The following is a 26,790-nucleotide window of genomic DNA, read 5'->3' on the forward strand; positions in this document are numbered from 1 at the left end:
AACCCGAGAGCGGCCGCGAAGGGCATCCTCCCTCGCGGCCGCGCCGTTCAGGGCAGGTCGCCATCGATCCGCTCGCCGGTCGCCGCCAGCCAGCGCCGGCAGAAGACGTGCCATTCGGCTTCCTCCAGGCTGCCGAACACGCGCCCATCCTCGACCTCGACCGGGCCCGAGCGGTCGCCCGGCAGCCGGACGAGCACCCAGCCGCCGGCATCGCCCGACCTCATGACGGTCAGTGGCCGGCCGGCATCGGTGGCACGCAGGCTGTTCAGCACCCGCTGCAGCCCGGGGCTGTGCCGGCCCGTGGGAGCGCGCCGGAACTCCTCCACGAAGTCCCGGTCGCGCTCCGGGTCGATCCGGTAGGCCACCGCCTTCGGCTCAGGCGGCGGGCGCGGTCGCCACCAGCGCCGGGAGTTCGTCCAGGCGCTGGATCAACCGGTCGGCAAGCGCCCGGAACTCGGGCTTGCCGGCGATGTGGGGGTTGGCGGCAAAGCCGATCGTGCGCAGCCCGGCGGCTCTGGCGGCCATCAGCCCGGTGATGCTGTCCTCCACGGCAACGGCCCGTTCCGGCGACACGCCGAGCAGCATGCAGGCCCGCGCATAGGGATCGGGGGCGGGCTTGCCGTTGGCCACGTCGTCCAAAGTCACCGTTGCGGCCAGGTAGGGCAGGATGCCCAGCGTGGCCAGGTTCGCGGCGACCACGGCGGCGCCCGAGTTGGAGGCGCAGGCCTGCCTGATGCCGGCGGCATCCAGGGCCTGCACCACCGCCAGGGCATCCGGCATCGCGGCCAGGCTGCCCTGGTCGGCCAGATACTCGGCATCCAGGTCGGCCAGCCAGGCATCCCGGTCGACATGCGGTGGGAAGCGATGGGCCACCGCCTCCCACACATCATACTGGTGCACGCCGACGAACACGCCGGCGTCCAGGTCCGACAAGTCGACGCCGTGCCGCCGGCAGGTCGCGTAGAAGACCCGCTCGTGGAGCGGCTCGCTGTCGATCAGCGTGCCGTCCACGTCCCACACCACCGCCTCGGCGGCAAAACGCGCGTCTTCCATGATCAGCGCAGCGTGCCGACCTTGTCCATGAACCGGCGTACCCGTTCCTTGTCGACCGGGTTCCAGGTATTGCCGTCGACCTTGAAATGCGTGCCGATGATGCAGCCGTCGGCCAGCTTCATGGTCTGCTCGACATTGTCGATGCGCACGCCGGTATTGGCGAACACCGGCGTGTCCGGCAGCGCCTCGCGGACCTTGCGCAGCTCGGTCTGGTCGGCTTCCTGGCCGGTGATGGCGCCGGACACCAGGATCGCGTCGGCGAGCGAGGAGAACACGGCACTCTTGGCGCGCAGCTCGATCGGGCGCTTGTCGAGCGAATCGGCGAACTCGGCGTTGATGTTGAAGAACAGTTTCAGGTCCGGCCGTCCGAGATTGCGGCGCGCCAGGAAGGCGCTTTTGCAGTCCGGCTCCCAGATGCCCATGTCGGAAGCGTACACGCCGGTGAAGATCTCGCGCACGAAGGCAGCGCCGGTGGCGACCGCGATCTCGACGCTGGCGGTCGGATCCCACAGATAGTTGACCCCGAACGGCACCTTCAGCTCGGGCTTCACCGTCGAGATGATCGAGCTCATGGCCACGGCAGAGGCCAGCGGCGCCTTGAGCGAGTAGGGCCGGTCGTTCTCGTTGCCGAACATCACGGCATCCACGCCGCCTTCCTGCAGCGCGCGGATGTCGGCGAGGACGCCCTCGACCAGCTTGGCCATCCCGCCCTTCTCGTCATAGAGCGAGGTGCCCGGCAGCGCGCCGATATGCACCATGGCGATGACGAGCTTCTTCCGCTCCTGCAACAGATCGAACACGATCGCACAACCTTTCCAATAGCAACGCGCTGGGATGAGCCCTCAGCCGTCGACTTCCTGATCGCCCTCGGCGATGACGATCTTGACCCCGTGGCGCCGCAGCGGCTCCTCGATCTCCGGCGGCGGCATCCGGTCGGTGACCAGGGTGGAGATCGTCTCCAGGCCGGCCACCCGCGCGAAGCTGCGCCGGCCGAACTTGCTGCTGTCGCAGAGCACGATCACTTCCGTGGCCCGGCGGATGTAGCCGAGCGTCACCTGGACCTCTTCCACCGAGTAGTCGAACATGCCCTCGGGCGTGATCCCGGCCACGCCGACGAACGCCTTGTTCAGCCAGTGGTCGGCCAGCTGCCGCTGGGTGATGGCCCCGCACAGCGAGCCTTCCCGCGAGCGGAGATAGCCGCCCACCACATAGACGTCCGACATCACCGGGTGCCGGGTGAGGGCGGCCACTGCCTGCAAACTGTTGGTGACGATGCTGAGCCCGGTGCGCGAGCCGATCTCGGCCGCCAGATAGGCGACGGTCGAGCCGACATCGAGGCCGACCACGTCGCGCTCGCCGATCAGCGCCGCCGCGGCGCGCGCCACGGCCTGCTTGGCCTTGGCACGGACATTGCGGCGGGCGGCGAAGGAGGGCTCTGCCGGCGCCGCGGCCGGCCGGGCCAGGACCGCGCCACCATGGGAGCGCTCGATGGCCCCGCTTTGCTGCAAGGAATCCAGGTCGCGCCGGACGGTCATCTCCGAGATGCCGAACTCCTTGGCGATGTCGGATACCGAGATCTCGCCCCGCTCGGTGATCGCCGCATGCAGCGCGCGCCGACGGGCTGCCGCGATCACCGCGACGCCCCGCCGTCCTTCTCCCTCCGGGGTAAGCGGCGGCATGTTGGTGTTGGTCGAGCGTCCAGCCTCGCCGTCCATCCTGCCGCTCCTAGCTGTTCTGCCCGCCTGCGGGCACATCCTCGAATGATGTGCCGAGGATAGCGGCACGCTGATGCTTCCGCAACCAGACCGAACAGATACGAACATGGAGCGGTGTGAGCTGTGTTAGAAAGTGTTTGACCTGCTGTTTGATCTGAATAGCCTCGTCATCCGGGGGAGGCGCTTCGCGCATCGATCGGCAAGAGAGACGCGCGAAGCGCCAGCATCTCCGGCGAGGCCGGGACGGCATGGCCGGAGCAGGACGAGGAGAACCCGTTGACCGGCATCGGCGCCGACCTGGCAGGCAAGACCGCTCTGGTGACGGGGGGCGCCACCGGCATTGGCCTGGCGATCGCACAAACCCTCGCCAAGCAGGGCGTGCGGGTCGCCGTTGCCGATCTGAACCTCCCGGCCGCACAGGATGCCGTGAAGGCGCTGGGCGCCGGCCACCACGCCCTTGCCATGGATGTCCGCGAGCGCGTCAGCGTCGCCGAGGGCTTCGCAGCGGCGGTCCGCGACCTTGGCGAACTCGACTATCTGGTCGCGAACGCCGGCGTCTCCACGATGAACCGTGCGGTGGACCTCACCGACGACGAGTGGGACTTCAATTTCGACGTGAACGCCCGCGGGGTGTTCCTCACCAACCAGTATGCGGCCCGCTACTTCCTGGAGACCGGGCGCAAGGGGGTGATCTGCAACACCGCCTCCCTGGCGGCCAAGGTCGGGGCGCCCCTGCTCGCGCATTACTCCGCCAGCAAGTTCGCGGTGCTCGGCTGGACCCAGGCCCTGGCGCGCGAGCTGGCGCCGAACGGCATCCGGGTGAACTGCGTCTGCCCGGGCTTCGTGAAGACCGGGATGCAGGAGCGCGAGGTGGTCTGGGAGGCCGAACTGCGCGGCATGACGCCGGAGGCGGTGCTGGCCGAATATGTCGCGCTGACGCCGCTTGGCCGGCTGGAGACGCCCGAGGACGTTGCCGGCGTGGTGGCTTTTCTTTTGTCGGATGCCGCCCGGTTCATGACCGGGCAGGGGATCAACGTCACCGGAGGCGTCTATACGGGCTGAAGGGCCCGGGGGAAATTCGTCGGAGACGAAGTTTTCGTTCGTCAATCCATCCTTGAGGGGCGCACACCAGGCGGTGGTGTTCCGGTCAGGTAAATCGATTGCGAGCCTCAGTCCTGTCGATGAAGCGGAGGATACATGAAACGGCGTGAATTCGGACTGCTGGCGGGTGCCGCCAGCATGGCGTTGCTGAGTGGGACCTCGCGCGGCCTCGCCCAGGACATGGACCTGAAGCCGACCAGCGGCGAGACGGTCTTCATGCGCGGCTGGCAGTTCCGCACCGACGTGGTGCAGTCCAACGTTGAGCGCTACAACCAGGAACTTGGCGGCCACGTCGACTACGCCACAGTGACCGGCGACTATCCGGCGCTGATGGAGCAGAACCTGATGGCGAATGCCGAGCTCGACATGCTCTACGCCAATCCGTCGTCGGCTGCCCGCTACTTCGATGCCGGCTGGATTGTCCCCATGGACGAGCTGCCGAACTACGAGCAGATCAAGGCGGACATGCTGCCCAACCTGCTGGATGCCTGGAGCTACAAGGGCAAGCAACTCGGCCTGTCCTACTTCGCCAGCACCCGCGGCACGATCGTGGTCAACCTGAAGGCCTATGAAGAGGCCGGGATGAGCCCGGCCGACTATCCGAAGAACTGGGACGAGCTGTACGACCAGATCTACGCGCTGCAGGAGAAGGGCGTGGAGCGCCCGTTCCTGCCGCACTGGTTCAACGAGTGGTTCGGCATCTCCTGGGGCTTCGTGCTCGAGGTCATGAACCGTGGCGGCACGATCGCCGACCCGGAGACCCATGAGCCGACCATCACCACCGACGAGGATGGTCCGTATTACAAGACCCTGGCTGCGTGGAAAAAGCTCTGGAACTCCGGCATGGTTCCGGAGGAGGTCTTTACCTACAACGAAGCCGGCTACATCGATGCCTTCGCTTCGGGACGCTACATTTTCAGCCCGCAGCAGATCTACGACATTGCCACCTTCAACAGCCCGGAGCGCTCCCAGGTCGCGGGCCAGACCAGCCTGCTGCCCTTCGCCGGCCAGCCCTGGGGCATCATCGACTCCGGCATCTACTTGATGAGCAACCGCGAGCGCAGCGAGGCGCTCACCGAGGACGTCAAGAAGTTCACCTCCTGGTACGGCTACAAGGATCATACGGGCGACTTCTACGTCGCCAAGCGCTGGATGCAGGAGAACATGCTGTTCTCCGGCTACCGGTCGGTCATGGAATCGCCCGAGACCGAGGAGCGCATCAAAGCCGCGATCGCCCGTCCGGAGGACTACAAGGCCATCCTTGACGTCTACCAGAACACGCCGTTCCCGAAGGGCGTGTGGAGTGTGGTATGGTCTGAAGAGTTCAATCCTTGGCTCAAGGAGAATCTGGCGTCCTTCCTGCTCGACGACGGTGACATCGTCGAGATGCTGGAGGCCATGACGGCCAAGATCGAAGAACTCAACGACAAGTACGGTATCTGAGCCATGATGGCTGCGGGCAGCACTGGACAGCCGGTCGAAGCCGTCGCCGCTCCAAGAAAGATGCGGCGCGAGGTATCGGATACACGCTTCGCTCTCGTGATCGGGCTGCCCGTCTTCATCTTCCTGGTACTGGTGGTGGCGTATCCTCTGGGGTACGCCATCTACATGAGCCTCCACAAGATTGTGTTCTTTGGAGGTTATCGGGCGACCTTTGCCGGGATCGAGAACTTTGAGAAGGTTCTCTACGACAAGGGTTTCTGGAACTCGGCATGGATCACGGTCCGGTTCACGATCGAATCGGTGGTCCTCACCATGATCCTGGGCCTCCTGCTGGCGCTCTTGCTGAATCAGCGTTTCCCTGCAGCAGGCCTGATCCGGACGGTGATCTTCCTGCCGTGGTGCGTCTCGGCCTACGGCGCAGGCCTGATGTTCGCCCAGCTCGTCAAGGGCCAGACCGGCGTCTTCACCTCGCTCTCCTTCGCGCTCGGCTACGATTCGGCGGTGGACTTCATGACCCGGGCGACGGTGATCGAAGTTCTGGCCGTGGCCAACGCCTGGCTGATGGCGCCCCTGGTGGCGTTTTTCATCCTGGCCAACCTGAAGACGATCCCGAAGCGGCTCTACGACTTGGCGGCGATCGACCGGCTGACAAGCTTCGAGACCTTCCGCTACGTCACGCTGCCGCCGCTCCAGTTCAGCCTGTTCGTGTTCGCCTCGATCACGACCGTGCTGTCCATGAAGCTGTTCGACATGATCTTCGTGATGACCGGTGGGGGTCCCGGCACCGCCTCGGCGACGCTCACCTATCAGATCTACAAGCGCAGCTTCAAAGATCTGAACCTGGGCTACGGCGCCGCGATGTCGTTCTTCCTCCTGTTCCTGATCTTGGGCTCGACCTTCCTTCTCTTCCTGGTCTGGGGCCGCAGGGTGTCGCGCCAATGACAAAACGCTCGATCTTCCTGCCGCTGGCGATCCTGGTGGCGATCGTCTGGTCGCTGTTCCCGATCTACTGGTTCTGCCGGATGGCGTTCATGACGCCGGACCAGATCCGGCTGTTCCCGCAGCCGCTGGTGCCGGCCAGCTTCGAGCCGGGCGCCTTCTACAACATCTTTGGCTACGGCTATACCTACGCCGCCGGCTTCGAAACCCTCGCCTCGGGCCAGGCGAACCAGATCATCCGTGGCCTGATCAACAGCCTTTTGGTCAGCGTGATCGTTACCCTCATCACGCTCGTGATCGTGCTGCCGCTGGCTTATGTGTTCGCGCGCCTGGAGTTCCGCCACAAGAACAAGCTCCTGTTCGCGATTCTCCTGGCCGTGGCGCTGCCGCCGGTGTCCACGCTGATCCCGTTCTACGCGATGTATGTCCGGCTCGGCCTGTCCGGGACGCTTACCGGCCTGATCATCGTCACGCTCACGATCACCGTGCCGTTCGTGGCCTGGATGCTGATCGGCTACTTCCGCAACATGCCGCCGATCGAGCGGCTGGCCCGGATCGACGGCTACAGCCGGCTGGCCTGTTTCGTCACGCTGGTGATCCCGCTGGCCAAGAGCGGTGTGGCTGTCGCGGCGGTCATCTCGTTCCTGTTCGCCTGGAACGAGTACACCTATGCGTTGATGCTGGTGAACGGCACCTCCGCCAACACCCTGGCGACAGCGATCTCTGGCTTCCTGTTCCAGTATCCCGAGCCCGGCAACCTCGCGGCCTCGATCATCATCACGATCCTTCCGCCGGCGCTGTTCGCCTACTTCCTGCAGCGGCACGTGACCGAGATGAGCCTGGTCGACCCCGTACGGTGAAATGAAGAGACCCGATGGCCAAGATCGAACTTCAGCAGCTTCGCAAGACCTTCGGTGCCTTTGTCGCCGTCGAGTCGCTGGACCTCCGGATCATTGACGGCGAATTCCTCATCATGCTCGGCCCCTCGGGCTGCGGCAAGACGACCACGCTGAACATGATCGCCGGCCTGGAGAGCGCCTCCTCCGGCCGGATCCTGTTCGACGAGGTGGATGTCACTCCAATCCCGCCGCACGAGCGCAACATCGCCATGGTGTTCCAGTCCTCGCTGCTCTACCCGCACCTGACCGTGCGCAAGAACATCGAGACCAGCCTCCGGCACAGCAAGGTCAGCGACGCCGACCGGAAGCGCCGGATCGCCGAGGCGGCGAGGATGCTGGAGATCGAGCCGTTCATGGACAAGTTGCCCGGGCACCTGTCCGGCGGGCAGCGCCAGCGCGTCGCAACGGCCAAGGCGATCGTGCGCGAACCGTCCGTCTTCCTTCTGGACGAGCCGCTCTCGGCCCTCGATGCCGCCTTGCGGCTGGCGCTGCGTGCGGAACTGGTGAACCTGCAAAAGCGCCTGGGCACCACCACGGTGTTCGTGACCCACGATCAGGTCGAGGCCATGACCATGGGCGATCGGATTGCGGTGATGAACGGCGGCCGCCTGGAGCAGGTCGGCACGCCCGACGAGATCTACAACGCCCCGGCCAGCGTGTTCGTCGCGGGTTTCCTGGGATCGCCGCCGATGAACCTGATCGAGGGCGAGGTCAGCGGCGGGTTCTTCCGCCGGGGCCAGCTGGCGGTGCCAGTGACCGGCGTGTCCGGCAAGGTGACTTTGGGCGTTCGTCCCCAGGACGTCGCGGTCGTGGAACCGGGCACCCCATCCGCCATGCCGGTGACGGTCTACGCCGTCGAGCATCTAGGTCGCGAATCGGTGCTGATCGCCGATGACGAGCAGGGCGCCAAGATCCGCGCGCTGGTGGCACCCGGCTGGACCGCCCGGGTCGGCGAGCGGCTGAGCATCGTGCCGGATCCGGCCAGGTGCCTGCTGTTCGGCGCCGACGGAAAACGGACCCTTGATCCGGTTGCCCGGGCGGCCTGATCTTTCGCACGGATATGCATTCATGAACTACGATGTGATCGTCGTCGGCGCCGGCTCCGCCGGCGCTGTCCTGGCCGCCCGGTTGAGCGAGGACTCCGGCCGCAACGTGCTGCTCCTGGAGGCCGGCCTGGACTATCGCAGCGCCGACGCGCCGCCGGAGATGCAGAGCCCGAACCCGTTCAACCTGCTGCTGCCCGAGCGCTTCCAGAAGCAGTTCATGTACGCCGACCTGAAGTCGCGCCGCACCAAGAGGCAGGACCATCGCATCTACTGGCGCGGCAAGGGCATGGGCGGGTCGTCCAGCGTGAATGGCCAGATCGCCATCCGCGGCGTCCTGCACGCCTTCGACCGCTGGGCCGAAATGGGCTGCGAGGGCTGGTCGGCCGCCGGCGTGCTGCCCTACTTCAACCGCCTGGAGGACGATCCGGTCGCCGCCGAGCACCACGGCAAGGGAGGCCCGATCCCGATCCACCGGGCGCCCGTGGAAAGCTGGGGCAATGTCGACAGGGCACTGCGCGAGGCGGCGATGGCGCTGGGCCATCCCTGGCACGACGATTCCAACGCCCCGGATGCCGACGGCGTGTGCACCTATGCGATCAACAACCGGGGCGGGAAGCGCGTCTCGGTGAACGACGGCTACCTTGAGCCGGCGAGGGGCCGCGCGAACCTGACCATCCTGGGCGACGCCAACGTCGACAAGGTCCTGCTCGACGGCAAGCGGGCCACCGGCGTCAGCGCCATCGTCAGGGGCGAGCGGCAGGACTTCCACGCCCCGCTGGTGATCCTTTCGGCAGGCGCCATCCACTCGCCGCCGATCCTGCAGCGGTCGGGCATCGGCCCGGCCGGGCTCCTGAAGCGGCACGGCATCGACGTCGTGGCCGACCTGCCGGTCGGGCAGGGCTTCTTCGACCATCCCTATTGCCGGTTCGAGCTGAAGCTCAAACAGGAGTTCAAGGCGACCGATCCGGACGAGCGCCACACCAATTGCTGCGTGAAGATGAGCTCAGGGGTGCCCGGCGGGGTGCCGCAGGACATCTTGCTGATCGCGATGAACCATGGCGGCATCGGGGTGGAGAGCGACAGCGCCCAGTTCGGCGAGGCGATGCTCAACCTGATCCTGATGGAGGCCAAGAGCCGCGGCAGCGTCGAGCTGTCCTCCACCGATCCGTTCGCCCAGCCGATCGTCGAGGAGAACATGCTGGACGATCCGACCGATCTGGCCCGGATGCGCCTGGCCTACCGGCGTCTGGGCGAGATCGCGAAGCAGGAGGCGGTCCAGCGGATCAGCGAGAAAATCCTCCTGGCCGATACCGACCTGCCGCTGTCCTGGCTCGATGGCGCCAGCGACGACAAGGTCGATGATTTTCTCCTGGAGCATTCCTCCGACGCCCAGCACGGCACCGGCGGCTGCTGCATGGGGCCGGCCGACTATGACGACCGCAAGAGCGTGATCGACCCGCACTGCCGGGTGCGCGGCTTCACCGGCCTGCGGGTGGTCGATGCCTCGATCATGCCGCTGGACTGCCAGGCCAACACCAATCTCTCCACGATCATGATCGGCGAGAAGATGGCCGACGAACTGCGCCGGGCATGATCACCGACGACGACGTCATCGAGCTGCTTTCCGCCCTGGTCCGGATCCCCTCGGTCAACCCGGCCTTCCGCCAGGCCAACGATCCGGCGGAATGGTTCGGCGAGGCCGAGGTCGGCCACGAGGTCGCCCGGCGCCTGGAAGGCATGGGCCTCGTGCCGGAGCAGGACGAGGTCCTGCCCGGCCGCGCCAACGTGCTGGCGACGCTGAAAGGCAGGAACGCCAACGGCCGCCGGATCGTGTTCGAGTGCCACATGGACACCGTGCAGGTGTCGGGGATGAGCATCGAGCCGTTCACGCCGGTCGTGCGCGACGGCCGCCTCTATGGACGGGGGGCGGTGGACGACAAGGCCTGCATCACCATGATGCTGCTGGCGATGCGCGAGCTGGCGACAAACCCGCCCGAGATCGATGTCGAGTTCGTGGCCGCGGTCGACGAGGAGTTCCAGTTCACCGGGGTCCTCCACCACCTGCACCGCAAGGAAGGCCTGATCGGCGGGATCGCCGGGGAGCCGACCTCCCTGCAGGTCGTGACCGCCTGCAAGGGCTGCGTGCGCTGGACCATCGAGGTGCGCGGCAAGGCGGCGCACACCTCGCAGCCGCAGGAGGGCATCGACGCGATCACCATCGCCACCGACCTGCTGGCCCATCTGCGCCTGACCGTGGATCCGGAACTGCGCCTGCGCTCCCACGATCTGGTCGGCCAGCCGAGCCTGGTATGCACCATGATCGAAGGGGGGCAGGGGCCGAACACCGTGGCGGCCCGCTGCGTCATGACCTTCGACCGCCGCACCCTTCCGGGCGAGACCGGCGAGGATGCCTGGCGCGAGATCGACGCCGCGGTCCGCTCCTTTGCGGAGAACCTGCCGCAGGGTGCCGGGATCACCATGCACCCGCCCTTCATCGATTCCATCTCGATGGAGGTGGCGCCGAACGCCCTGATCGCCGAGGCCGCCCGCGCCGCCTGCCGCGCCCGCGGCCTGCCGGACGACCTCATCGGCGTTCCCTACGGCTCGGACGCCACCAAGCTCACCACGGCCGGTGTGCCCACCATCATCTTCGGCCCGGGCTCGATCGATCAGGCCCATACGGCCGACGAGTTCGTGCCGATCGCCGAGGTCACGACCGCTGCCCGGATGCTGGTCGACATTGCCCGCCACTTTGCCTGAAGTGATCCCATGAGCCTCGTGATCGGCCTCGACATCGGCACCACCTCGACGATCGGCATCCTGGTCGAGTTGCCGGAAACCATCGTGGCGGTGGTGAGCAGGCCCGTCACCTTCTCGGCGCGCCATCCCGGCTGGGCGGAGGAGAACCCGGAGGAATGGTGGGCGAATGCCTGCTCCATCCTGCGCGAGCTTGCCGGCCATGTCGCAGGCCGGGAAGCCGAGCTGAAGGGCATCTGCGTCACCGGCATGCTGCCGGCGGTGATCCTCCTGGACGAGGCCCGCAACGTCCTGCGCCCGGCCATCCAGCAGAGCGACGCACGCTGCAGCGCCGAGGTCGAGGAACTGGCGGCGGAGGTCGACCAGGACTGGTTCCTGAAGACCACCGGCAACGGCGTGAACCAGCAGATCGTCGCCACCAAGCTGCGCTGGATCGAGAAGCACGAGCCCGAAGTCTTCAGGCGCATTGCCACCGTGTTCGGCTCCTACGACTACATCAACTGGCGCCTGACCGGTAAGCGCGTCGCCGAGCACAACTGGGCACTCGAGGCCGGCTTCATCGACCTTGCCACCCATGCCATCGACGACCGGCTGGTGGCGCTGGCCCATGTCCCGCGCGGCGCGATCCCGGCCAAGTCGGTACCGCACGAGGTGCTGGGGACGATCCTGCCGGAGGTCGCGGCGGCGACCGGCCTGCCGCCCGGCCTGCCGGTGATGGGCGGTGCGGCCGACCATATGTGCTCGACCTTGGCGGCGGGCATCATCGCCCGCGGCGATGTCCTCCTGAAGTATGGCGGTTCCGCCGACATCATCATCGCGACCGACCTGCTCGTCCCGGATGCAAGGCTCTATACCGATTACCACCTGATCCCCGGCCTCTACGCGCCGAACGGCTGCATGGCATCGGGTGGATCCGGGTTGAACTGGCTGGCGACGGTGCTGGCCCATGAGCGGCTTGAGGGCGAAAGCGCCCATCAGGCGCTGGACCGGCTGGCGGAGGCGGTGCCGCCCGGCAGCGAGGGGCTGACCTGCCTTCCTTATTACCTGGGAGAGAAGACCCCCATCCACGACCCGCTGGCCCGGGGCACGCTGACCGGGTTGAGCCTGAACCACACGTCCGGCCATATCTGGCGCGCCACGCTGGAAGCCTTCGCCCTGGCGCAGCTCCACCATGTCGAGGTCCTGCGCGAGATCGGCCATGCGCCGCGCCGCTACTTCGCCTCGGACGGCGGCGCCAAGAGCCGGCTGTGGATGCAGATCCAGGCCGACATCCTCCAGGAACCGATCCGCCTGCTCGAGAACCACCACGGCTCCTGCGTCGGGGCAGCCTGGGTGGCCGCGGTCGGCACCGGTTGCGAGGTTGCCTGGGCCGATATCACCCGGCTTTGCCGGCACGGCCGCCTGATCGAGCCGAACCCGGCGCATGCCGACGTCTACCGTCGGGCCTATGCGGATTATCGCGCGCTCTACCCGGCCCTGCAGCCGTTCTTTCACCGGCCGGACGCTGCAGGCCAGGCATAAGCCCGTCGATCTGTCATTCGCGACACGTCAAGGAGCTGCACTTTCCGCATCCCGCCCGACGTCCGGAACCGCGCGCATGCTGGACGGTTTTCCGCACGAACCAATCATGACGATTGACGATTGTTGGAGAGCAAGATGTCGGGCGATGCCATGTCGATCAGTTCCAGGACGAAGTTCACGCGTTTCGCGATGGCGCTGGCTCTCTTGCTGAGCCTGGGCACGCTGTCGGCCTGCAACATGATCGAAGGCGCCGGCGAGGACCTTTCGCAGGGCGGCGACGCGATCGACGACGCAGCGGAGGACGCCCAGGACTGAGCCAGCTTGGCTCGGATCCGACGCTGATCCCCACGAAATGAGGGGCGGCTCCCAGAGAAGGAGCCGCCCCTTTTTCTGTCGAATGTCCACGATGGAACAAAAAGAACGGGCCGCCTGCCTGGGGGGGATGGCGGGCGGCCCGGAACTCGAGGGAGGGTTGAAACGTACCGGCATCACATCCGGTCGCGATCGAAACGTCTATACACCGCATGCGGTTCCCAGGACGAAAGCGAATAGTTGGCGGCAAAGCTGTTGCTCGGAACCCTGTCGCCGCCTCGCCTTTGGTGAAGCACGTGTGGCTCGGGCTTCGTGGAAGCTGTTCGACCAGAGGGCGCTCCGATGCTGTGCTGGACATTGTTGTTCTTCTTCTTTGCCCTGATCGCAGGCATCATCGGGTTCGCTGGTGTGGTTTCTGTGTCCGTGGGCATAGCGAAGATGCTGTTCTTCGTGTTTCTTCTGATGGTGGCAGCGACTTTCTGTGCCTACCTCGTCCGCGACTGACGGTGGCGGACGAGCACTGGCATATCAGTTGTGCGGTGCAGGAGGGGAACCTCCCGGAGCCTCAGCCGTTGAGTTGACGGCCTGTTACGCTTGCGGGCCGTCAGCGAGGGGCCGCCTTGAGTACACGCACCGTTTCCATCAAGATGGACACGCCGCAACCGAAGCGTTGTAGGCGTGAAACCCTCGCTGGTCACAATTCACCTGCGTGGCTGCTTTTTCCTGAGCAACTTGTGTCGAGAAGGGGCTGGGCCTTGTCGAGTTCGTCGAACCAGCGTCGCCCGGCGAGTAGCAAGACCTTCACGCCCCGCGGAGGCAAGCAGCGTTCGGCGACGGAGAGCGATTACGACCGCTGGCTCGATCGCCGGCTCCATCAGCTCTATGATCCGGTCCTGAACGAGAAGATTCCCGACGAGCTCGCCAGTCTCCTGTTGCAGTTCGATGAGAAGCCCCAGGGCGACGACGACCAGAACTGAGCGTGTCGTGGCTTGTCAGATTGCGCCTCGACGCGGCATCGAGGCGGGAGTTGTTCGGGGGAAGTTCAAATGGCGTCCATGGCGGCGGAGATCGCCCAGTCCCTGCCTTACCTGCGTCGGTACGCGCGTGCGATCACCGGCGACCAGCGGCGTGGCGATATTCAGGTCCAACGATGTCTCGAACGGCTGCTGACCGACCGCGGCAACAGTGGTGGGCTCCCCCTGCGCACGCTCCTGTTCCGGACGCTCACGCGGAGCTGGAACGACCAGCCGGAAGCGGAGGCCATGTTCGCGGCGCCGATTGCCAACGACGCCATCCTGGATCACCGGGTGCGTGAGATCGCGCCCGCACGCCGTCAGGCCCTGGTGCTCTCCGTCCTGGAAGGTTTCTCCACCGACGAGATCGGGCTGATCCTGGAAATCTCCCAGGCGGAAGCCGAGCAGCTCCTGGTCCTGGCGAAGAACGATCTGCGCGACCAGCGTCCGACCCGGATCATGATCATCGAGGACGAGCCGATCATCGCGCTCGACCTTGCGGGGATCTGCGAGCGCCACGGCCATCAGGTGGTCGGCTTTGCCGCCACGCGGGCCGAAGCGGTGGCCAAGGCTCGCGAGGAGAGGCCGGGGCTGATCCTGGCCGACATCCAGCTCGCCGACGACAGCTCCGGCATTGACGCAATCACCGACATCCTGGAGCACATGACGGTGCCGGTGATCTTCATCACTGCCTTTCCTCAGCGCCTCCTCACCGGTCAGCGCCCGGAACCGACCTTCCTGATCACCAAGCCATTCGACGCGGATACGCTGGCGGTGTCGATCTCCCAGGCGCTCGCGACCGCTGCGGCGTGACCACCCGGCCTGGTGCGCCATCCTCCCAATTGCTGGCCCGGTGGCTTCCGGCCCGGCTGCGTGGGTTGAAGGGACGGCTGGCCCTGATCGTGGCGCTCGTGCTGCTGGTGCCGACGGCCTTCGCCGTGGCGCAGGCGATGCGGGTGCTCAAGGAGGATGAGCAGCGGCAACGGGCCACGCTGGAGCGCACCCTGGCGCTGATCGGGGGGTACCACGATCAGGTGGCGCTGCAGGCGACCCGCCTCCTCCTCAGTCTCTCGGCGCGACCCGCCATCGTCGGTGCCGATCTGGACGCGTGCAACGAGGCGCTGAAAGTCGAAACCCAGCAGAACGCCTTGTTTCTGACCCTCAACCGTGCCGACCGAGACGGCAACGTGGTCTGCAGTTCCTGGCCGGATGCCCAGGGCATCTCCTACGCCGACCGTCGCTGGTTTCAGGAACTGGCCACGGGGACGGGTCGCATCACGTCCAGCGGCGTCCTGATCGGGCGGCACCCACTCACCGGTCCGACCCTCGTCGTGGGCGCTTCGGTTCTTGGCCCGGACGATCAGTTCCGCGGCACTCTCAGCGCCGGCCTCAGCCTGGAAGCGTTGATCGCCCTGCCGCGCTCGGTCCAGCTTCCCGCCGACGCGGTGGCGGCGGTGGTGGACCGCGACGGCGTGATCGCCACCAGCCGGGGGGATCTCGACCGGGTCGGCCTGGACGAGAAGACGGTCCGCCGGTTGCTGGAGCATCCGATGGTCCCGCAAGTCTGGGCGAGCAAGGCTGGGCGAGCCTGGCAGTTCCTCGCCCGTCCGAGCCACGTTCCCGGCATGCAGACGATGGTGGTCGCAGGCCTGCCGGTCGAACCCTGGGGCTGGCTGGATGCCCGGTTCCAGAGCGGTATCCTCCTGCCGACCTCGATCCTGTTCCTCTCGGTCTTCGTGGTGTGGGTGGCGACCGACATCCTGATCACCCGTCCCCTGCTCAAGCTGGCCAGGGCGGTCCGCCAGTGGCGCCGGGAGGGCGAGATGCCGCCTTTGATGCTGGAAGGTGCGCCCGAGGAACTGGGGGAACTGGCGCAGGCATTCGCCCGGGCCGCCAAGGAGATCCGCGAGCGCGACGAACTCCTGCAGGCCTCCCTCCAGGAGAAGGACCTCCTGCTCCGGGAGATCCACCACCGGGTCAAGAACAACCTGCAGATCGTCACCAGCCTCTTGAACCTGCGTGCCGGGTCCCTGCGCAACACCCAGGCGCAGCGGGCGATGCGCGAAGCGCAGCTCAGCATCAAGGCGCTGGCGCTCGTGCACCGCAAGCTCTACGAGCGGCCGGACCTGAAGCAGGTGTCGCTCGACGAGCTGCTGGAGGAACTCAGCTCGCTGGTCCATGACCTCTCCGCCGACCTGTCGCCCCGGGTGACCCTGACCCTGGCACTCGATCCCGTGGTGGTGGTCAGCGATCAGGCCACGCCGCTGGCCCTGTTCTGCACCGAGCTGCTGACCAACTCCGTCAAGCATGCCTTCCCCCGCGATCGGGAAGGCTGCATCGAGGTGCGGCTGGAGCGGATCGCCGACCACCAGGTCCGCCTCACCATCTCCGACGACGGCATCGGCACCCAGGCCAGCCGTGTCGGCCGCAACTCGGACGTAGCGGGCGGGATGGGGCTGAAGCTCGTGCAGATGTTCGCCCGCCAGATCGGCGGGGAGCTGGTCAGCGAGAGCGACGAGCGGGGAACGCGCACCTCGCTGGTGTTCACCCCCGCTACGGCGTAAGGTGACGCCTTCAACCGAATTCGAAAGTTTTGCGGGAACCGGAGACGTCTCCGGCCGTTGATCGCAGGACAGAGCATCATCCTGGTCGTGCTTCTCCATGGGGGCTGCCGGGGAACGTCGAACGAGGGAGCGAACGACTCATGTCAGTTTTCCGGCAGGATATCGTCGCGCTGTTGCCGCATCTGCGGGCATTCGCACGAAGCTTGACCTCCGGTAATAGTGCTCTCGCCGACGATCTGGTGCAGGATACAATGGTGAATGCGCTTCAGGCGCAGGCGCAGTTTCAGGAAGGCACCAACCTGAAGGCGTGGATGTTCACCATCCTGCGCAACCGCTTCCACAGCGTGATCAGCCGCAAGCACGTCACCTCCGAGGTCGAGCAGGACGAGACCATCGAGAATCACTGGTGGCAGCCCGCCTACCAGGAAAGCTCGATCGAGCTGGACGCCTTCCGCCGCGCCTTCCGCCATCTGAGCCCCACCCATCGTGAGGTGCTGGTGCTGGCGACGGTCCACGAGCTTCCCTACGAGAAGATCGCCGAGATCTGCGGCTGCGAGGTTGGCACCGTGAAGAGCCGTGTCGCCCGTGCCCGCGCCATCCTGAAGAAGATGGTGCTGGAGGGGGAGCTGCCGGTTGATGCCGCCAAGGTGCCGGTCCGGCGTGCGGCGCCGCGGGTGGACACCGAGGTGCCGAACGAGGCCCGCCGCCTGGCAGTCGCCCAGGCTGTCCACGACGACCTCGTCCGCCGCACGGGTCGGTCCTGGAACTGACGCTTCCCGTTTTGCGTGCTGCTTTTTCCAAGAGACGCCTTCGGGCGTCTCTTTGCGTTGGGATGGCCGCCATGGGCTGTGCAGGTGGAACGGTGATCGGTTCTGCAGGTTCTTCGGGCGGACCATTCGGGCTCGGGCTGGCTCGCCCCCGTCCCGCATCCGGCTGTTTCGGGGCTTTTGCGGAAAGCCGGTCCGCGGGCAGTGGCAGAGGGAGCGGGACGCGGATGTCGGCAGTTCGGGCCAGGGCGGCCTTCATGCCAGGAACCATCATCCCGGCCGGTCACGTCGGGCGGCCGACCACAGCCTGCGACGGGCCCGGCTTTTGCCCCGCGGTGGAGACGGTGCTTGCCTGAAGCCACGGTCCTGCTGCTCATCAATCCGAACAGCCGCCGCGGTGCCGCCTTCCGGGAGGAACTGTGCGAGGTGTTCGCCGCCGATGACGTGGCGGTGATCCTTCCCGAAGGGAACGGCAAGTCCGATCCCGCCGACCTGATCCGGGAATATGCCGGGCAGATCGATGCCGTGGTGGTAGGCGGCGGCGACGGATCGGTTCATGCCGCGCTGCCGGGTCTGCTCGACACAGGCCTGCCCCTGCTGGTGATCCCGCTCGGCACCGCCAATGATCTGGCCCGCGCCTTGGACCTGCCCGGCGATCCGCTCGAGGTCGCGGGGCTCGTGCGCACCGGCGCGCGGCGGCGGATTGATCTGGGACGGGCGAATGGCAAGCTGTTCGTCAACGTCGCCAACATGGGGCTGAGCGTCGAGGTGGCACGCTCTCTGAACGGCGATCTCAAGCGCCAGTTCGGCATCCTGGCATACCCGATCGCGGCTTGGCGGGCTCTGTCGCGCCTTCGCCCATTCCGCGCGGAGATCCGGCTCCCCGACGAGGTCCTGCGCGTGCGTTCCGTACAGCTCGCGGTAGGTGCCGGGCGCTTCTACGGTGGCGGCATGGTGATCCACGAGGACGCCCGGATCGACGATGGCCTGCTCTGGCTCTACAGCATCGCACCCCGCTCGCTCTGGCACCTGTTTCTCAACATGTTCGCCTGGCGGGCCGGCCGCCATCGCGCTGCCGAGCGCACCACCACGCGCTCGGCCAGCTGGTTCGAGGTGCATACCTCCCGGTCGCGCACGGTCACGGCCGATGGGGAAATCGTCACGCGCACCCCGGTGCGGTTCGAGGTGCTACCGGGCGCACTGGAGGTCCTTGTTCCTCCTGAAGTGGAACCGTCGCGTATATGAGATGTTAAGGACTGCGACTGGGGTACGTGCAACGGGATGCTGAGACGACCGTGCGTGCGGATTCCAGCACCACCGGTTTGACGCCCGAACGGAAGACGAGGAACGGCCATCATGCACCCCAAGCGTCGTGCCGCTTTAACCCTCATGCTCGCTCGCGATTCGCTGCTGTCCTGCCATCGGCTGGCTCGGCACATCGTGGAAGAGATCGACGGGGTCGGCGCCAAGCAGTGGGGGCAGGCCTATGCGCGGCGGATCGAGCTGTTCGAGAGCCTGATGCGCTGCCTGATCGACTATGGCGTACGTCCCACCGACCTGCAGAACAAGCTGAAGACGGTTCCCACCGAGGAGAAGGTGCCGGTCAATCTCGCTTCCGTGCTGGAAGCCGAGGGCAGGCTCGAGCGCCATCTGGGCTTCTCGCTGCGGGCGGGCATCGAGGATCCGGAACTGGCCCGTCTGCTGGCTCGGGCGTTCGAGGAGGTGCGGCATTTTCGCGCGGCGCTGGAGCTGGAGAGCGTGGCGGCTGCCCCGGCAGGCCGCGACTACGCGCCAGTCTCGGTCGACAAGTGCCCCGAGTTCGCCGGTGCCGTCCTGCACTGAGCAGGCACCTCGGGCCACCGGTCATCGAAGAATGTTGGAGGGGGCAGCCGCGAGGCTCTCCCTTTCTTGTCGTCCGACCTGCTCGTTTCCCGGTTGGCCCGTTCCTGGTGCCCCGACACGGATCCTCCTCTCGCCACGGGCTGCGCGCTTTGGGGCCACTTGTATCCCTGACCACCAGGCCCGTATGGGCCCGCCTCATCTCTCCTCCAGCACCGCTCAACCCGGCCGTCGATGGGTGGTAGCCTTCGGAACGAGCGGCGGATGATGCCTGTCCTAAAAGCCGCCGCTCCCCGGCCAGGACCTTCCTTCTTTGCGTCCGATGCAGCCCCACGCATGATGCGGCGGCCGGTTAGTCCTTGTCCGGTGCCCGTGTGGAAGGTGTGGCTCCCTGGGAACGGGCGGATGGCTTCTGTGTTGATTGGACAAGGCGAGGAGGAGTGGAGAATGTCGGACGATCGGGAAGCACGGATCCGGGAGCGGGCCTACCAGATCTGGATCGATCAGGACCGGCCGGAGGGCCGGGAGCACGAGCATTGGGCCGAGGCCGTCCGTCAGATCGATGCGGAGCAGCAGGCCAGCTACAACATGCTTCAGGTCGACGCGGCAGAGACCATCGGCAAGCCCAGGCAGGGCTCCGTGATCGAGGATCATCGCCCCTTGGAGGAGCCGGCCACCAAGACCGACGAGCTTCCCCCGGTTCATGCCGAGAAGGAGGAGGCCCATTCCGGGTCTGATATCTCCGGGCCGGGCAAGGCGTCGACCGGCGCAACCGGCAAGGCCAAGGCCAAGCCGAAGGCCAAGCGCGCCGATGAGGCGAAGAAGCCAGCGACACCCACCAAGACCGGCACGACCGCAGCACCCAAGGCGCGGAAGTCCAAGATGAAGTCGAGTTCGGTGGATACGCTCTGAGCCGGCAGTCCCTAGGATCGAGAGGAACTTGATGATGAGTGGCCAGGATAAGCGCCAGCCGCTTCCAGACGACAAGCAGGGCAAGGTCGACGAGGCGGATCTGGACGAGGCGCTCGACGAGACCTTTCCGGCCAGCGATCCGCCGTCGGTGACGCACGGGACCACCGGCATCCCGGAATCGGTGCAGAAGGAGCACGAGAAGGAAGAGCAGAAGCGCTGACGGGCGGCTGCTGGGATCGAGAGGATCGTCCTGGCGCGGCTGCCGCTGTCCGCAGCGGAAAAAATCCGGCCCTGGTGCTCCTCGCTCGCACATTCGGCTCCAGCCTGACGCCGCCGATCCTGCAGGATGGCGGCGTCATCGTTCTCTCAGCCCGGCTCAGATCCGGTCGAGCAGCCGGCGGATCCGGTGGAACGCCTCCTCCAGGCGGCTGGTCGACAGGGCGAAGCAGATCCGCAGGTGCTGCTCGTTGCCTTCCCCGAACGTGAAGCCGGGCGCGGTGCCGACCTTCTCCTCGCGCAGCAGCCGCCGGGCGAAGTCCAGGCCGCTGATCGGCAGATTGAGCTTCGGGAACAGGTAGAAGGCGCCCTCCGGGCTCAGAAGGTCGAGCTTGGGGTGGTTCCCCAGGATCTCCATCGCCAGCGCCCGGTTGCGGGCGCAGCGGGCCACGAACTCCTCGGCGAAGGCGTCGCCCTCCTCCAGCGCCGCCAGTCCGCCATACTGGACGAAGGCGGTGGCGCCGGTGTTGTTGACCTCGGAAAGCACGGTGATCGGCACGGCCAGCTGCTTGGGATGCACCATCCAGCCAAGCCGCCAGCCGGTCATCGCCCAGCCCTTCGACCAGCCGTTCAGCACGAACACCGGCTCCTCCGGCTCGGCCAGGGTGACGAAGGACGGGGCCGGGCTTTGGCCGACGAACACGTTGCGGTGGTAGACCTCGTCGGAAATGATCGCCAGGCCCCGCTCGCGGCAGAGCGCCAGCAGCGCCACCTGCTCCTCGCGCGACATCACCCAGCCGGTCGGGTTGGACGGCGTGTTGACGTAGACCGCCTTGGTCCTGGACGTGATGGCGCGCTTGACGTCGTCCAGGTCCAGCCACCAGCGCTCGGGCCCTTCCCGCAGCCGCACGTCGACGGTGCGGCCGCCCAGCACCTCCACCACGGTGCGGATGTTCGGCCAGTAGGGCGAGACCAGGATCACCTCGTCGTCCGGCTCGACCAGGCACTGGCAGGTGATCATCACCGTCAGCATGGTCGAGCCCGGTGCCGACACCCGGTCCGGGTCCAGCTCGATTCCGTACTGCTTCTGGTGATAGCGCAGCAGGCCCTCACGCACCGGCAGATGGCCGCGGGTCCAGTTGTAGAAGGTCTTGCCCTCGTCCAGCGCCCTCTTCGCCGCTTCGTTGACGAAGGGCGGCGAGGTCAGGTCGCTCTCGCCGAACCAGAGCGGAATGACCTCCGGATCGTCCAGGCCTTCATGGGCGATCTGCCCGATGCCGGACGGCTGGAGATCCAGGACGAACTGCCGGATCGGACCCATGCCAGGAATACCTCGATCGAACATTGTGTCGGTACGTTGCTCAGGCGAGCCGGGCTTCCAGCACGCGGCACCAGTGATGGTAGAGCATGAGATGGATCTGCTGGACCAGGGCCGTGTCGGTCGCAGGCACCGCGAACAGGTGGTCGACCCGGCCCTCCAGCGCCTCGCCGGCCTGGCCGGTCAGCGCCACCGTGGCCATGCCGCGCTCCCTCGCCGCCTGGAAGGCCGCCAGCACGTTGGGGGACCGGCCGGAGGTCGTGAAGCCCACCAGGACCCCTCCTTCGGCTCCGTGCGCCTGGACCTGCCGGGCAAAGACATCCTCGAAGCTGGCGTCGTTGCTCCAGGCGGTCAGGAACACCGGGTCCGCCGCCAGCGACATGACCCGGTAGGCCCGCCGGTCGCGCTTGAACCGGCCGACCAGCTCCCCGGAGAAATGCAGGCTGTCGGCGGCCGAGCCGCCATTGCCGCAGATCAGCATCGGCCGGTCGGCGGCAAGCGCCGCCACCATGGCGTCGACAGCCGCCGCCACCTGCTCCTCGCCGATCGCGGCCATCGCGTCCGCCAGGGTCCGCCTGCTCTGCTCGGCCCAGTCCTGCCAACCCATCTCGATCATCTTGCCCGAGGCTTCCTTCGCTGCCGCCATGCCGTGCTATACCGCCGGCCATGGTGAACGCAGAGACCAGGGCCGTCTACGCACGCGCCGTCGTTTCCGCCGCAAGGGCCCGCGATCCGCGCATCGAGGCGGCGTTTGCCGCCGTCCCGAGGGAGCGTTTCCTGGGGCCGCCGCCCTGGAAGATCGTGGGCAGCACGGGTGCCCTGGAGGACTGCGCCGATCCGGCGGCACTCTACCAGGATGTCCTCGTCGCGATCGATCCGGCCCGCGGCATCAACAACGGCGAGCCGCAGCTCTGGGCGTTCGTCTTCGACCGGCTCGAGATCCGCCCTGGGGACCGGGTCCTGCATATCGGGACCGGCACCGGCTACTACACCGCGATCCTCGCCGAACTGGTGGGGCCTACCGGATCGATCATCGGCCTGGAGGCGGAGCCGGACCTGGCGGAGCGTGCCCGGGCTGCCCTGGTTGACCGGCCGCAGGCTCAAGTTTTGGCCGCCGATCGGGTCGACCCGAGCGAACTGCCTTTCGACCGTATCGTGTTCAGCTGTGGCGTCACCCATTTGCCTCCTGCCTGGCTGGATGGCCAGGGGCCGGGGAGCCGGATCGCCGCGCCGTTCACCGGCGCGGACCATGCCGGCGTCTTCCTGCTGCTCGTCCGCGCTCCGGCCTGTTTCGAGGTCACCCCGCTGAGCGGGGTCGCCATCTTCCCGGCCACCGGGTTCCGCGATCCGCGCGAGGAGCGGCTGCTGGACGGGGTGCGCCGGGCCGATCCGGAAGCGCTGTGGAAGATCCGCAGCCTGCGTCCTGCGGCGGAAACCACGCCAGCGGAGCGTCTCTACGGTTTCCAGGGCCATGTCATGAGTGCCAAGTCGTCGGTTCGCTAAGAGATTCTTTACCAAGGCGGGGATAGCGTGCACCCAGAGGTGACCTTCTGCCCGCCACCAGCCGGATCTGCCTGACCCCGATGAGCCGCCCCGATCCTTTCGACCCCCATGACCCTGGCGATGCGCCGATGAGCCCGGACGGGATGGCCGGTGGCCCCGAGGCGCATCCCGCCGATACGCCGCAGACCCGCTCGCCCTCCTTCCGGCTGGCCTATCTCGATCCGGACTTCATGCTGCGCAAGGACCTGCGTCCGCTGCGCTTCCAGCTGGAGCTGCTGAAGCCGGACCTGATCCTGGAAGAGCACGGTATCGACGCCACCGTGGTGGTGTTCGGCAGCGCCCGGGTGCCCAACGAGGATGGCGCCGAGGCGGCGATGAAGGCCGCCGAGGCCGCCCATGCCGGCGACCCGGACAATCTGGAGCTGAAGCGGGCCCTGGCCATCTCCCGGCGTCTGGCCACCCATGCCCGCGGCTACGCGGCCGCCCGGCGGTTCGGCCAGCTCGCCGCGGAGTTCAGCGCCGCCCATCCCGGCCGCGAGCTCACCATCGTCACCGGCGGCGGTCCCGGCATCATGGAGGCCGCCAATCGCGGTGCCTACGAGGCGGGCGCCCAGACCGCCGGCCTCAACATCGTGCTGCCCCACGAGCAGGCGCCGAACCCCTACCTGACACCGGAACTGAGTTTCCAGTTCTACTACTTCGCCCTGCGCAAGATGCATTTCCTGATGCGGGCGCGGGCGCTGGTGGCTTTTCCTGGCGGCTTCGGCACGCTCGACGAATTGTTCGAGACCCTGTGCCTGATTCAGACGGGCAAGAGCCGCCGCATGCCGGTCCTGCTGTTCGACAGCGCGTTCTGGAGCAGGCTGATCAATTTCGAGATGCTGGTCGAGGAAGGGATGATCAGCCCGGAGGACGTGGACCTGTTCCAGTTCGTCGACGATCCCGACCAGGCATTCCAGATCGTCGCCGACTACCACCTGAACAACCCGATGAAGCGGGTTGGCCGCGGCAAGGTCTGAGCGGGCGTTCTTGGAGCAGGGCGGTCAGGAGGATGATCCTCCTGGACGTCCTGCCTGGACCGTCTATCATGACCTCATCGACGGTTCCCCGAAGAGGGGATGCAAGAGGGAACAGGGTGCGTGCCGGCTAGCCGGCATCAGTCCCTGGCTACCCCCGTAACTGTAAGCGGCGAATCGATCTCCACGCATGACCACTGGGCAACCGGGAAGGTCGGGGATCGGTGAGGACCCGCGAGCCAGGAGACCTGCCGTCGATCGTGCAACCACATGCGCCGGGCGGGGTGTCCCGGCGGGAGGTCCGACCGTGATCGACGACTGCGCTCCGGCGCCTGTTTCTCAACTCCGTATCCCGACGATCGTGAGGAAGTTCGGGCCGCCTTGCCGGCCCCGGCACGACTGAGCGTCGCGCCGGCCGCCCTCGGCCCTTCCCGCCATCTTCGCATCCCGATGAACCGCCTGCCGGCTGAAGCGAACGGCGGGTTCGTCGATGCGCGACCTCATCGTCTGGATCCTCTCATGGTGACCACCACAGTTCTCGGCCTGCCGCGAATCGGGCCGAAGCGCGAGCTGAAGTTCGCGCTGGAATCTCACTGGGCCGGCAGGCTCTCGGCCGCGGAACTCCTGGAGGAGGCCGCAGCGGTCCGTGCCGACCTGCGCGGCCGGACTGTCCGGGCCGGCCTCTCCCAGATCCCCGTGGGCGATTTTGCCCTCTACGACCATGTTCTCGACATGGCCCTGGTCCTGGATGCGGTCCCCGACCGCTTCACCGGCCTGCGGGACGATCGCCTGGCCCTGGCCTTCGCCATGGCCCGCGGCCGCCCCGACGGGCAAGGGGTGGCGGCCCTCGAGATGACCAAGTGGTTCGACACGAACTACCATTATCTCGTCCCGGAACTCCAGCCGGCCTCCCGCTTCGCCTATGTCTGGCGGAAGCATGTCGAGCTCTTCCAGGAGGCGATGGCACAGGGACACGACGCCCGGCCGGTGCTGCTCGGACCCTTGAGCTTCCTGGCGCTTTCCAAGCCGACCGATCCGGCCGCCACCACCTCGGCCCTGCTCGATCCGCTGCTGGAAGCCTATGCGGCGCTGCTCGCGGACCTGGCTTCGTCCGGCGTCCGTGAGGTGCAGCTTGACGAGCCGGTCCTGGTCCTGGACGCCGATGAGGGGACCGGTCCGGCCCTGACCCGGGCCTATGGGCGGCTGCGCGCCGCGGCTCCATCCCTGTCGCTCTGGCTGACCCCCTATTTCGGCGAGATTGCGCCCGACCTGCTCGACCGGGTCCTGGACCTGCCGGTCGATGTCCTCCACCTGGACCTGGTCCGGGGGCCCGATCAGCTGGAGCGCGTCCTGGCACGTCTGCCGGCCGATCTCGATCTGTCGCTGGGTCTGGTCGATGGTCGCAATATCTGGATCACCGATCTCGACCGGGCGGTCGCTGCCGCCGAGCGGGCCGCCGGGCAGATCGGCCCGGAGCGCCTGGCGATCGCCACGTCCTGCTCGCTGCTCCACGTGCCCTACGGGCTGGCGACGGAAACCGCACTCGACCCGGATGTGCGCTCGTGGCTGGCGTTCGGCGAGGAGAAGATGGCCGAGGTGGCCCTGATCGGCGCCGCGCTGGAGCAGGGCCAGTCAGCGGTGGCTGCCGAGCTGGCAGCGAACCGGGAAGCCCATCGCGCGCGGCTGGAATCGCCGCGTGTCCACGACCCGGCAATCCGGGCCAGGGCAAGGGCGATTACCCCGGAGATGACCCGGCGGGGCGCGCCCTATCCTGAGCGGCGGGTCCTGCATCAGGCGCGGTTCGACCTGCCGCCGATCCCCACCACCACCATCGGCTCGTTCCCGCAGACAAGGGAGGTCCGCCTGGCCCGGGCGGCGTTCCGCAACCGCACGATGGCGCCGTCGGCCTATCAGCGGTTCCTGCAGGCCGAGACCGAGAAGGCGATCCGCCGCCAGGAGGCGATCGGCCTGGATGTGCTGGTACATGGCGAGTTCGAGCGCAACGACATGGTGGAGTATTTCGGGGAACGCCTGTCAGGCTTCGCCTTCACTGCGGGAGGCTGGGTGCAGAGCTACGGCTCGCGCTGCGTCAAGCCACCGATCATCTATGGCGACGTCGCCCGGCCATCGCCGATGACGGTGGAGGCGGCGGCTTTCGCCCAGTCGCTGACCACGCGGCCGGTCAAGGGCATGCTGACCGGCCCGGTCACCATCCTGCAGTGGTCGTTCGTCCGGGATGACCAGGAGCGGCAGGAGACCTGCCGGCAGATCGCCCTGGCGATCCGGGACGAGGTGGCCGACCTGGAGAAGGCGCTGATCGGCATCATCCAGATCGACGAGCCTGCCCTGCGCGAGGGGCTGCCGCTCACCCGCGCCGCAAGGCCGTCCTATCTCGCCTGGGCGGTGGAGTGCTACCGGCTCGCCGCCTCTGGCGTGCGCGACGACACCCAGATTCACACCCACATGTGCTATGCGGAGTTCGACGACATCATCGATTCAATTGTCGCTCTCGACGCGGATGTGATCTCGATCGAGACCGCGCGCTCTGCGATGAAGCTCCTGGGTTCGTTCGTGGAAACCACCTATCCGAACGAGATCGGGCCAGGCATCTGGGACATTCACAGCCCGCGCGTGCCGGGCATCGCGGAAATGGAAGGCCTGCTTCTGCGTGCTGTCGAGCATATCCCTGCCGACCGTCTTTGGGCTAACCCGGATTGCGGGCTGAAGACGCGTGGCTGGGCGGAGACGGAAGAGTCGCTGGTTCATCTGGTTCAGGCAGCAAGGAACGTGCGGCGCCGGCTGGCGGCATGACGATCTCGCAGCCGGCGGCCTCAGGACGAACGGAACAGGAAGAAG

General features: G+C 66.9%; 27 protein-coding genes and 1 riboswitch. Of the genes, 21 read left to right on the forward strand and 6 right to left on the reverse strand.

The window, feature by feature from the left end; genetic code table 11:
- Positions 1-47: 47 nt before the first annotated feature.
- From GEMRO_RS0109370 to GEMRO_RS28695, 4 genes are read right to left on the reverse strand one after another with little or no spacing between them, the layout of a single operon-like run.
- Entirely contained in the window at positions 48-365 is a 318-nt protein-coding gene (locus GEMRO_RS0109370; RefSeq protein ID WP_027133774.1) for a hypothetical protein, read from the reverse strand.
- 10 nt (positions 366-375) lie between these two features.
- Positions 376-1,053: an HAD family hydrolase gene (locus GEMRO_RS0109375; protein ID WP_027133775.1), complete on the reverse strand. Its 678-nt coding sequence runs from the start codon at positions 1,051-1,053 to the stop codon at positions 376-378.
- A 2-nt stretch (positions 1,054-1,055) separates the two neighbouring features.
- Complete coding sequence (locus GEMRO_RS0109380) at positions 1,056-1,856, reverse strand: BtpA/SgcQ family protein (RefSeq protein ID WP_027133776.1); 801 nt, start codon at positions 1,854-1,856, stop codon at positions 1,056-1,058.
- Between the two features lie 39 nt (positions 1,857-1,895).
- Positions 1,896-2,768, reverse strand: coding sequence for a DeoR/GlpR family DNA-binding transcription regulator (locus GEMRO_RS28695; protein ID WP_051328884.1), 873 nt, complete (start codon positions 2,766-2,768; stop codon positions 1,896-1,898).
- Between the two features lie 276 nt (positions 2,769-3,044).
- On the opposite strand from GEMRO_RS28695, the gene GEMRO_RS0109390 reads away from it, so the two are divergent.
- The 18 genes from GEMRO_RS0109390 to GEMRO_RS0109475 all read left to right on the forward strand — a co-directional run bounded on the left by GEMRO_RS0109390 (position 3,045) and on the right by GEMRO_RS0109475 (position 20,101).
- Positions 3,045-3,830, forward strand: coding sequence for an SDR family NAD(P)-dependent oxidoreductase (locus tag GEMRO_RS0109390; protein ID WP_027133777.1), 786 nt, complete (start codon positions 3,045-3,047; stop codon positions 3,828-3,830).
- Between the two features lie 135 nt (positions 3,831-3,965).
- Entirely contained in the window at positions 3,966-5,312 is a 1,347-nt protein-coding gene (locus GEMRO_RS0109395) for an ABC transporter substrate-binding protein (protein ID WP_027133778.1), read from the forward strand.
- Positions 5,313-5,408: 96 nt separating this feature from the next.
- Complete coding sequence (locus GEMRO_RS34175; protein ID WP_027133779.1) at positions 5,409-6,254, forward strand: carbohydrate ABC transporter permease; 846 nt, start codon at positions 5,409-5,411, stop codon at positions 6,252-6,254.
- The gene (locus tag GEMRO_RS34180) at positions 6,251-7,111 is read left to right on the forward strand and encodes a carbohydrate ABC transporter permease (protein WP_051328885.1); all 861 of its coding nucleotides are present in this window, start codon (positions 6,251-6,253) and stop codon (positions 7,109-7,111) included. The genes GEMRO_RS34175 and GEMRO_RS34180 overlap by 4 nt, the downstream gene beginning before the upstream one ends.
- 14 nt (positions 7,112-7,125) lie before the next feature.
- Positions 7,126-8,196, forward strand: a complete 1,071-nt coding sequence (locus GEMRO_RS0109410) for an ABC transporter ATP-binding protein (RefSeq protein WP_027133780.1) — start codon at positions 7,126-7,128, stop codon at positions 8,194-8,196.
- Positions 8,197-8,218: 22 nt separating this feature from the next.
- A complete protein-coding gene (locus GEMRO_RS0109415; protein ID WP_027133781.1) occupies positions 8,219-9,790 on the forward strand; it encodes a GMC family oxidoreductase in 1,572 nt (523 codons plus the stop codon).
- Entirely contained in the window at positions 9,787-10,956 is a 1,170-nt protein-coding gene (locus tag GEMRO_RS0109420; RefSeq protein WP_027133782.1) for a M20 family metallopeptidase, read from the forward strand. The genes GEMRO_RS0109415 and GEMRO_RS0109420 overlap by 4 nt, the downstream gene beginning before the upstream one ends.
- Before the next feature lie 9 nt (positions 10,957-10,965).
- Entirely contained in the window at positions 10,966-12,474 is a 1,509-nt protein-coding gene (locus tag GEMRO_RS0109425) for an FGGY-family carbohydrate kinase (protein WP_027133783.1), read from the forward strand.
- Positions 12,475-12,609: 135 nt separating this feature from the next.
- Positions 12,610-12,789, forward strand: a complete 180-nt coding sequence (locus tag GEMRO_RS28705; RefSeq protein WP_322100038.1) for an entericidin A/B family lipoprotein — start codon at positions 12,610-12,612, stop codon at positions 12,787-12,789.
- A gap of 309 nt (positions 12,790-13,098) precedes the next feature.
- Positions 13,099-13,290 carry a DUF1328 domain-containing protein gene (locus GEMRO_RS33410; RefSeq protein WP_407645364.1) on the forward strand — a complete coding sequence of 64 codons (192 nt, stop codon included), beginning with the start codon at positions 13,099-13,101 and terminating at the stop codon, positions 13,288-13,290.
- 116 nt (positions 13,291-13,406) lie between these two features.
- Positions 13,407-13,763 carry a NepR family anti-sigma factor gene (locus tag GEMRO_RS28710; protein WP_240476652.1) on the forward strand — a complete coding sequence of 119 codons (357 nt, stop codon included), beginning with the start codon at positions 13,407-13,409 and terminating at the stop codon, positions 13,761-13,763.
- Positions 13,764-13,832: 69 nt separating this feature from the next.
- Positions 13,833-14,612 carry a response regulator gene (locus GEMRO_RS0109445; RefSeq protein ID WP_027133785.1) on the forward strand — a complete coding sequence of 260 codons (780 nt, stop codon included), beginning with the start codon at positions 13,833-13,835 and terminating at the stop codon, positions 14,610-14,612.
- Between the two features lie 65 nt (positions 14,613-14,677).
- On the forward strand, positions 14,678-16,363 hold the full coding sequence (locus tag GEMRO_RS0109450; protein WP_157505523.1) for a sensor histidine kinase: 1,686 nt from the start codon (positions 14,678-14,680) through the stop codon (positions 16,361-16,363).
- 140 nt (positions 16,364-16,503) lie between these two features.
- The gene (locus GEMRO_RS28715) at positions 16,504-17,133 is read left to right on the forward strand and encodes a sigma-70 family RNA polymerase sigma factor (RefSeq protein WP_084506763.1); all 630 of its coding nucleotides are present in this window, start codon (positions 16,504-16,506) and stop codon (positions 17,131-17,133) included.
- Between the two features lie 345 nt (positions 17,134-17,478).
- The gene (locus GEMRO_RS0109460; RefSeq protein WP_027133787.1) at positions 17,479-18,375 is read left to right on the forward strand and encodes a lipid kinase; all 897 of its coding nucleotides are present in this window, start codon (positions 17,479-17,481) and stop codon (positions 18,373-18,375) included.
- A gap of 111 nt (positions 18,376-18,486) precedes the next feature.
- Positions 18,487-18,972 carry a hypothetical protein gene (locus tag GEMRO_RS0109465; protein WP_157505524.1) on the forward strand — a complete coding sequence of 162 codons (486 nt, stop codon included), beginning with the start codon at positions 18,487-18,489 and terminating at the stop codon, positions 18,970-18,972.
- Between the two features lie 444 nt (positions 18,973-19,416).
- On the forward strand, positions 19,417-19,881 hold the full coding sequence (locus GEMRO_RS28720) for a DUF2934 domain-containing protein (RefSeq protein WP_035485027.1): 465 nt from the start codon (positions 19,417-19,419) through the stop codon (positions 19,879-19,881).
- A 34-nt stretch (positions 19,882-19,915) separates the two neighbouring features.
- Entirely contained in the window at positions 19,916-20,101 is a 186-nt protein-coding gene (locus GEMRO_RS0109475; RefSeq protein WP_027133789.1) for a hypothetical protein, read from the forward strand.
- 156 nt (positions 20,102-20,257) lie between these two features.
- Here GEMRO_RS0109475 and GEMRO_RS0109480 read toward each other — a convergent pair whose 3' ends face one another.
- On the reverse strand, positions 20,258-21,418 hold the full coding sequence (locus tag GEMRO_RS0109480) for a pyridoxal phosphate-dependent aminotransferase (protein WP_169728350.1): 1,161 nt from the start codon (positions 21,416-21,418) through the stop codon (positions 20,258-20,260).
- 40 nt (positions 21,419-21,458) lie between these two features.
- On the reverse strand, positions 21,459-22,031 hold the full coding sequence (locus GEMRO_RS0109485; RefSeq protein WP_205624941.1) for a D-sedoheptulose-7-phosphate isomerase: 573 nt from the start codon (positions 22,029-22,031) through the stop codon (positions 21,459-21,461).
- A gap of 50 nt (positions 22,032-22,081) precedes the next feature.
- On the opposite strand from GEMRO_RS0109485, the gene GEMRO_RS32560 reads away from it, so the two are divergent.
- The 3 genes from GEMRO_RS32560 to metE all read left to right on the forward strand — a co-directional run bounded on the left by GEMRO_RS32560 (position 22,082) and on the right by metE (position 26,745).
- On the forward strand, positions 22,082-22,918 hold the full coding sequence (locus GEMRO_RS32560) for a protein-L-isoaspartate O-methyltransferase family protein (RefSeq protein ID WP_051328887.1): 837 nt from the start codon (positions 22,082-22,084) through the stop codon (positions 22,916-22,918).
- A gap of 128 nt (positions 22,919-23,046) precedes the next feature.
- Positions 23,047-23,937, forward strand: a complete 891-nt coding sequence (locus GEMRO_RS28730; protein WP_084507757.1) for an LOG family protein — start codon at positions 23,047-23,049, stop codon at positions 23,935-23,937.
- 64 nt (positions 23,938-24,001) lie between these two features.
- Positions 24,002-24,204: riboswitch (cobalamin riboswitch) on the forward strand.
- A 249-nt stretch (positions 24,205-24,453) separates the two neighbouring features.
- Positions 24,454-26,745 (forward strand): 5-methyltetrahydropteroyltriglutamate--homocysteine S-methyltransferase, encoded by a 2,292-nt coding sequence (metE, locus tag GEMRO_RS0109505; protein ID WP_027133792.1) that lies wholly within the window; start codon positions 24,454-24,456, stop codon positions 26,743-26,745.
- Positions 26,746-26,790 lie beyond the last annotated feature (45 nt).

The sequence above is a fragment of the Geminicoccus roseus DSM 18922 genome (assembly GCF_000427665.1).
GTDB lineage: Bacteria > Pseudomonadota > Alphaproteobacteria > Geminicoccales > Geminicoccaceae > Geminicoccus > Geminicoccus roseus.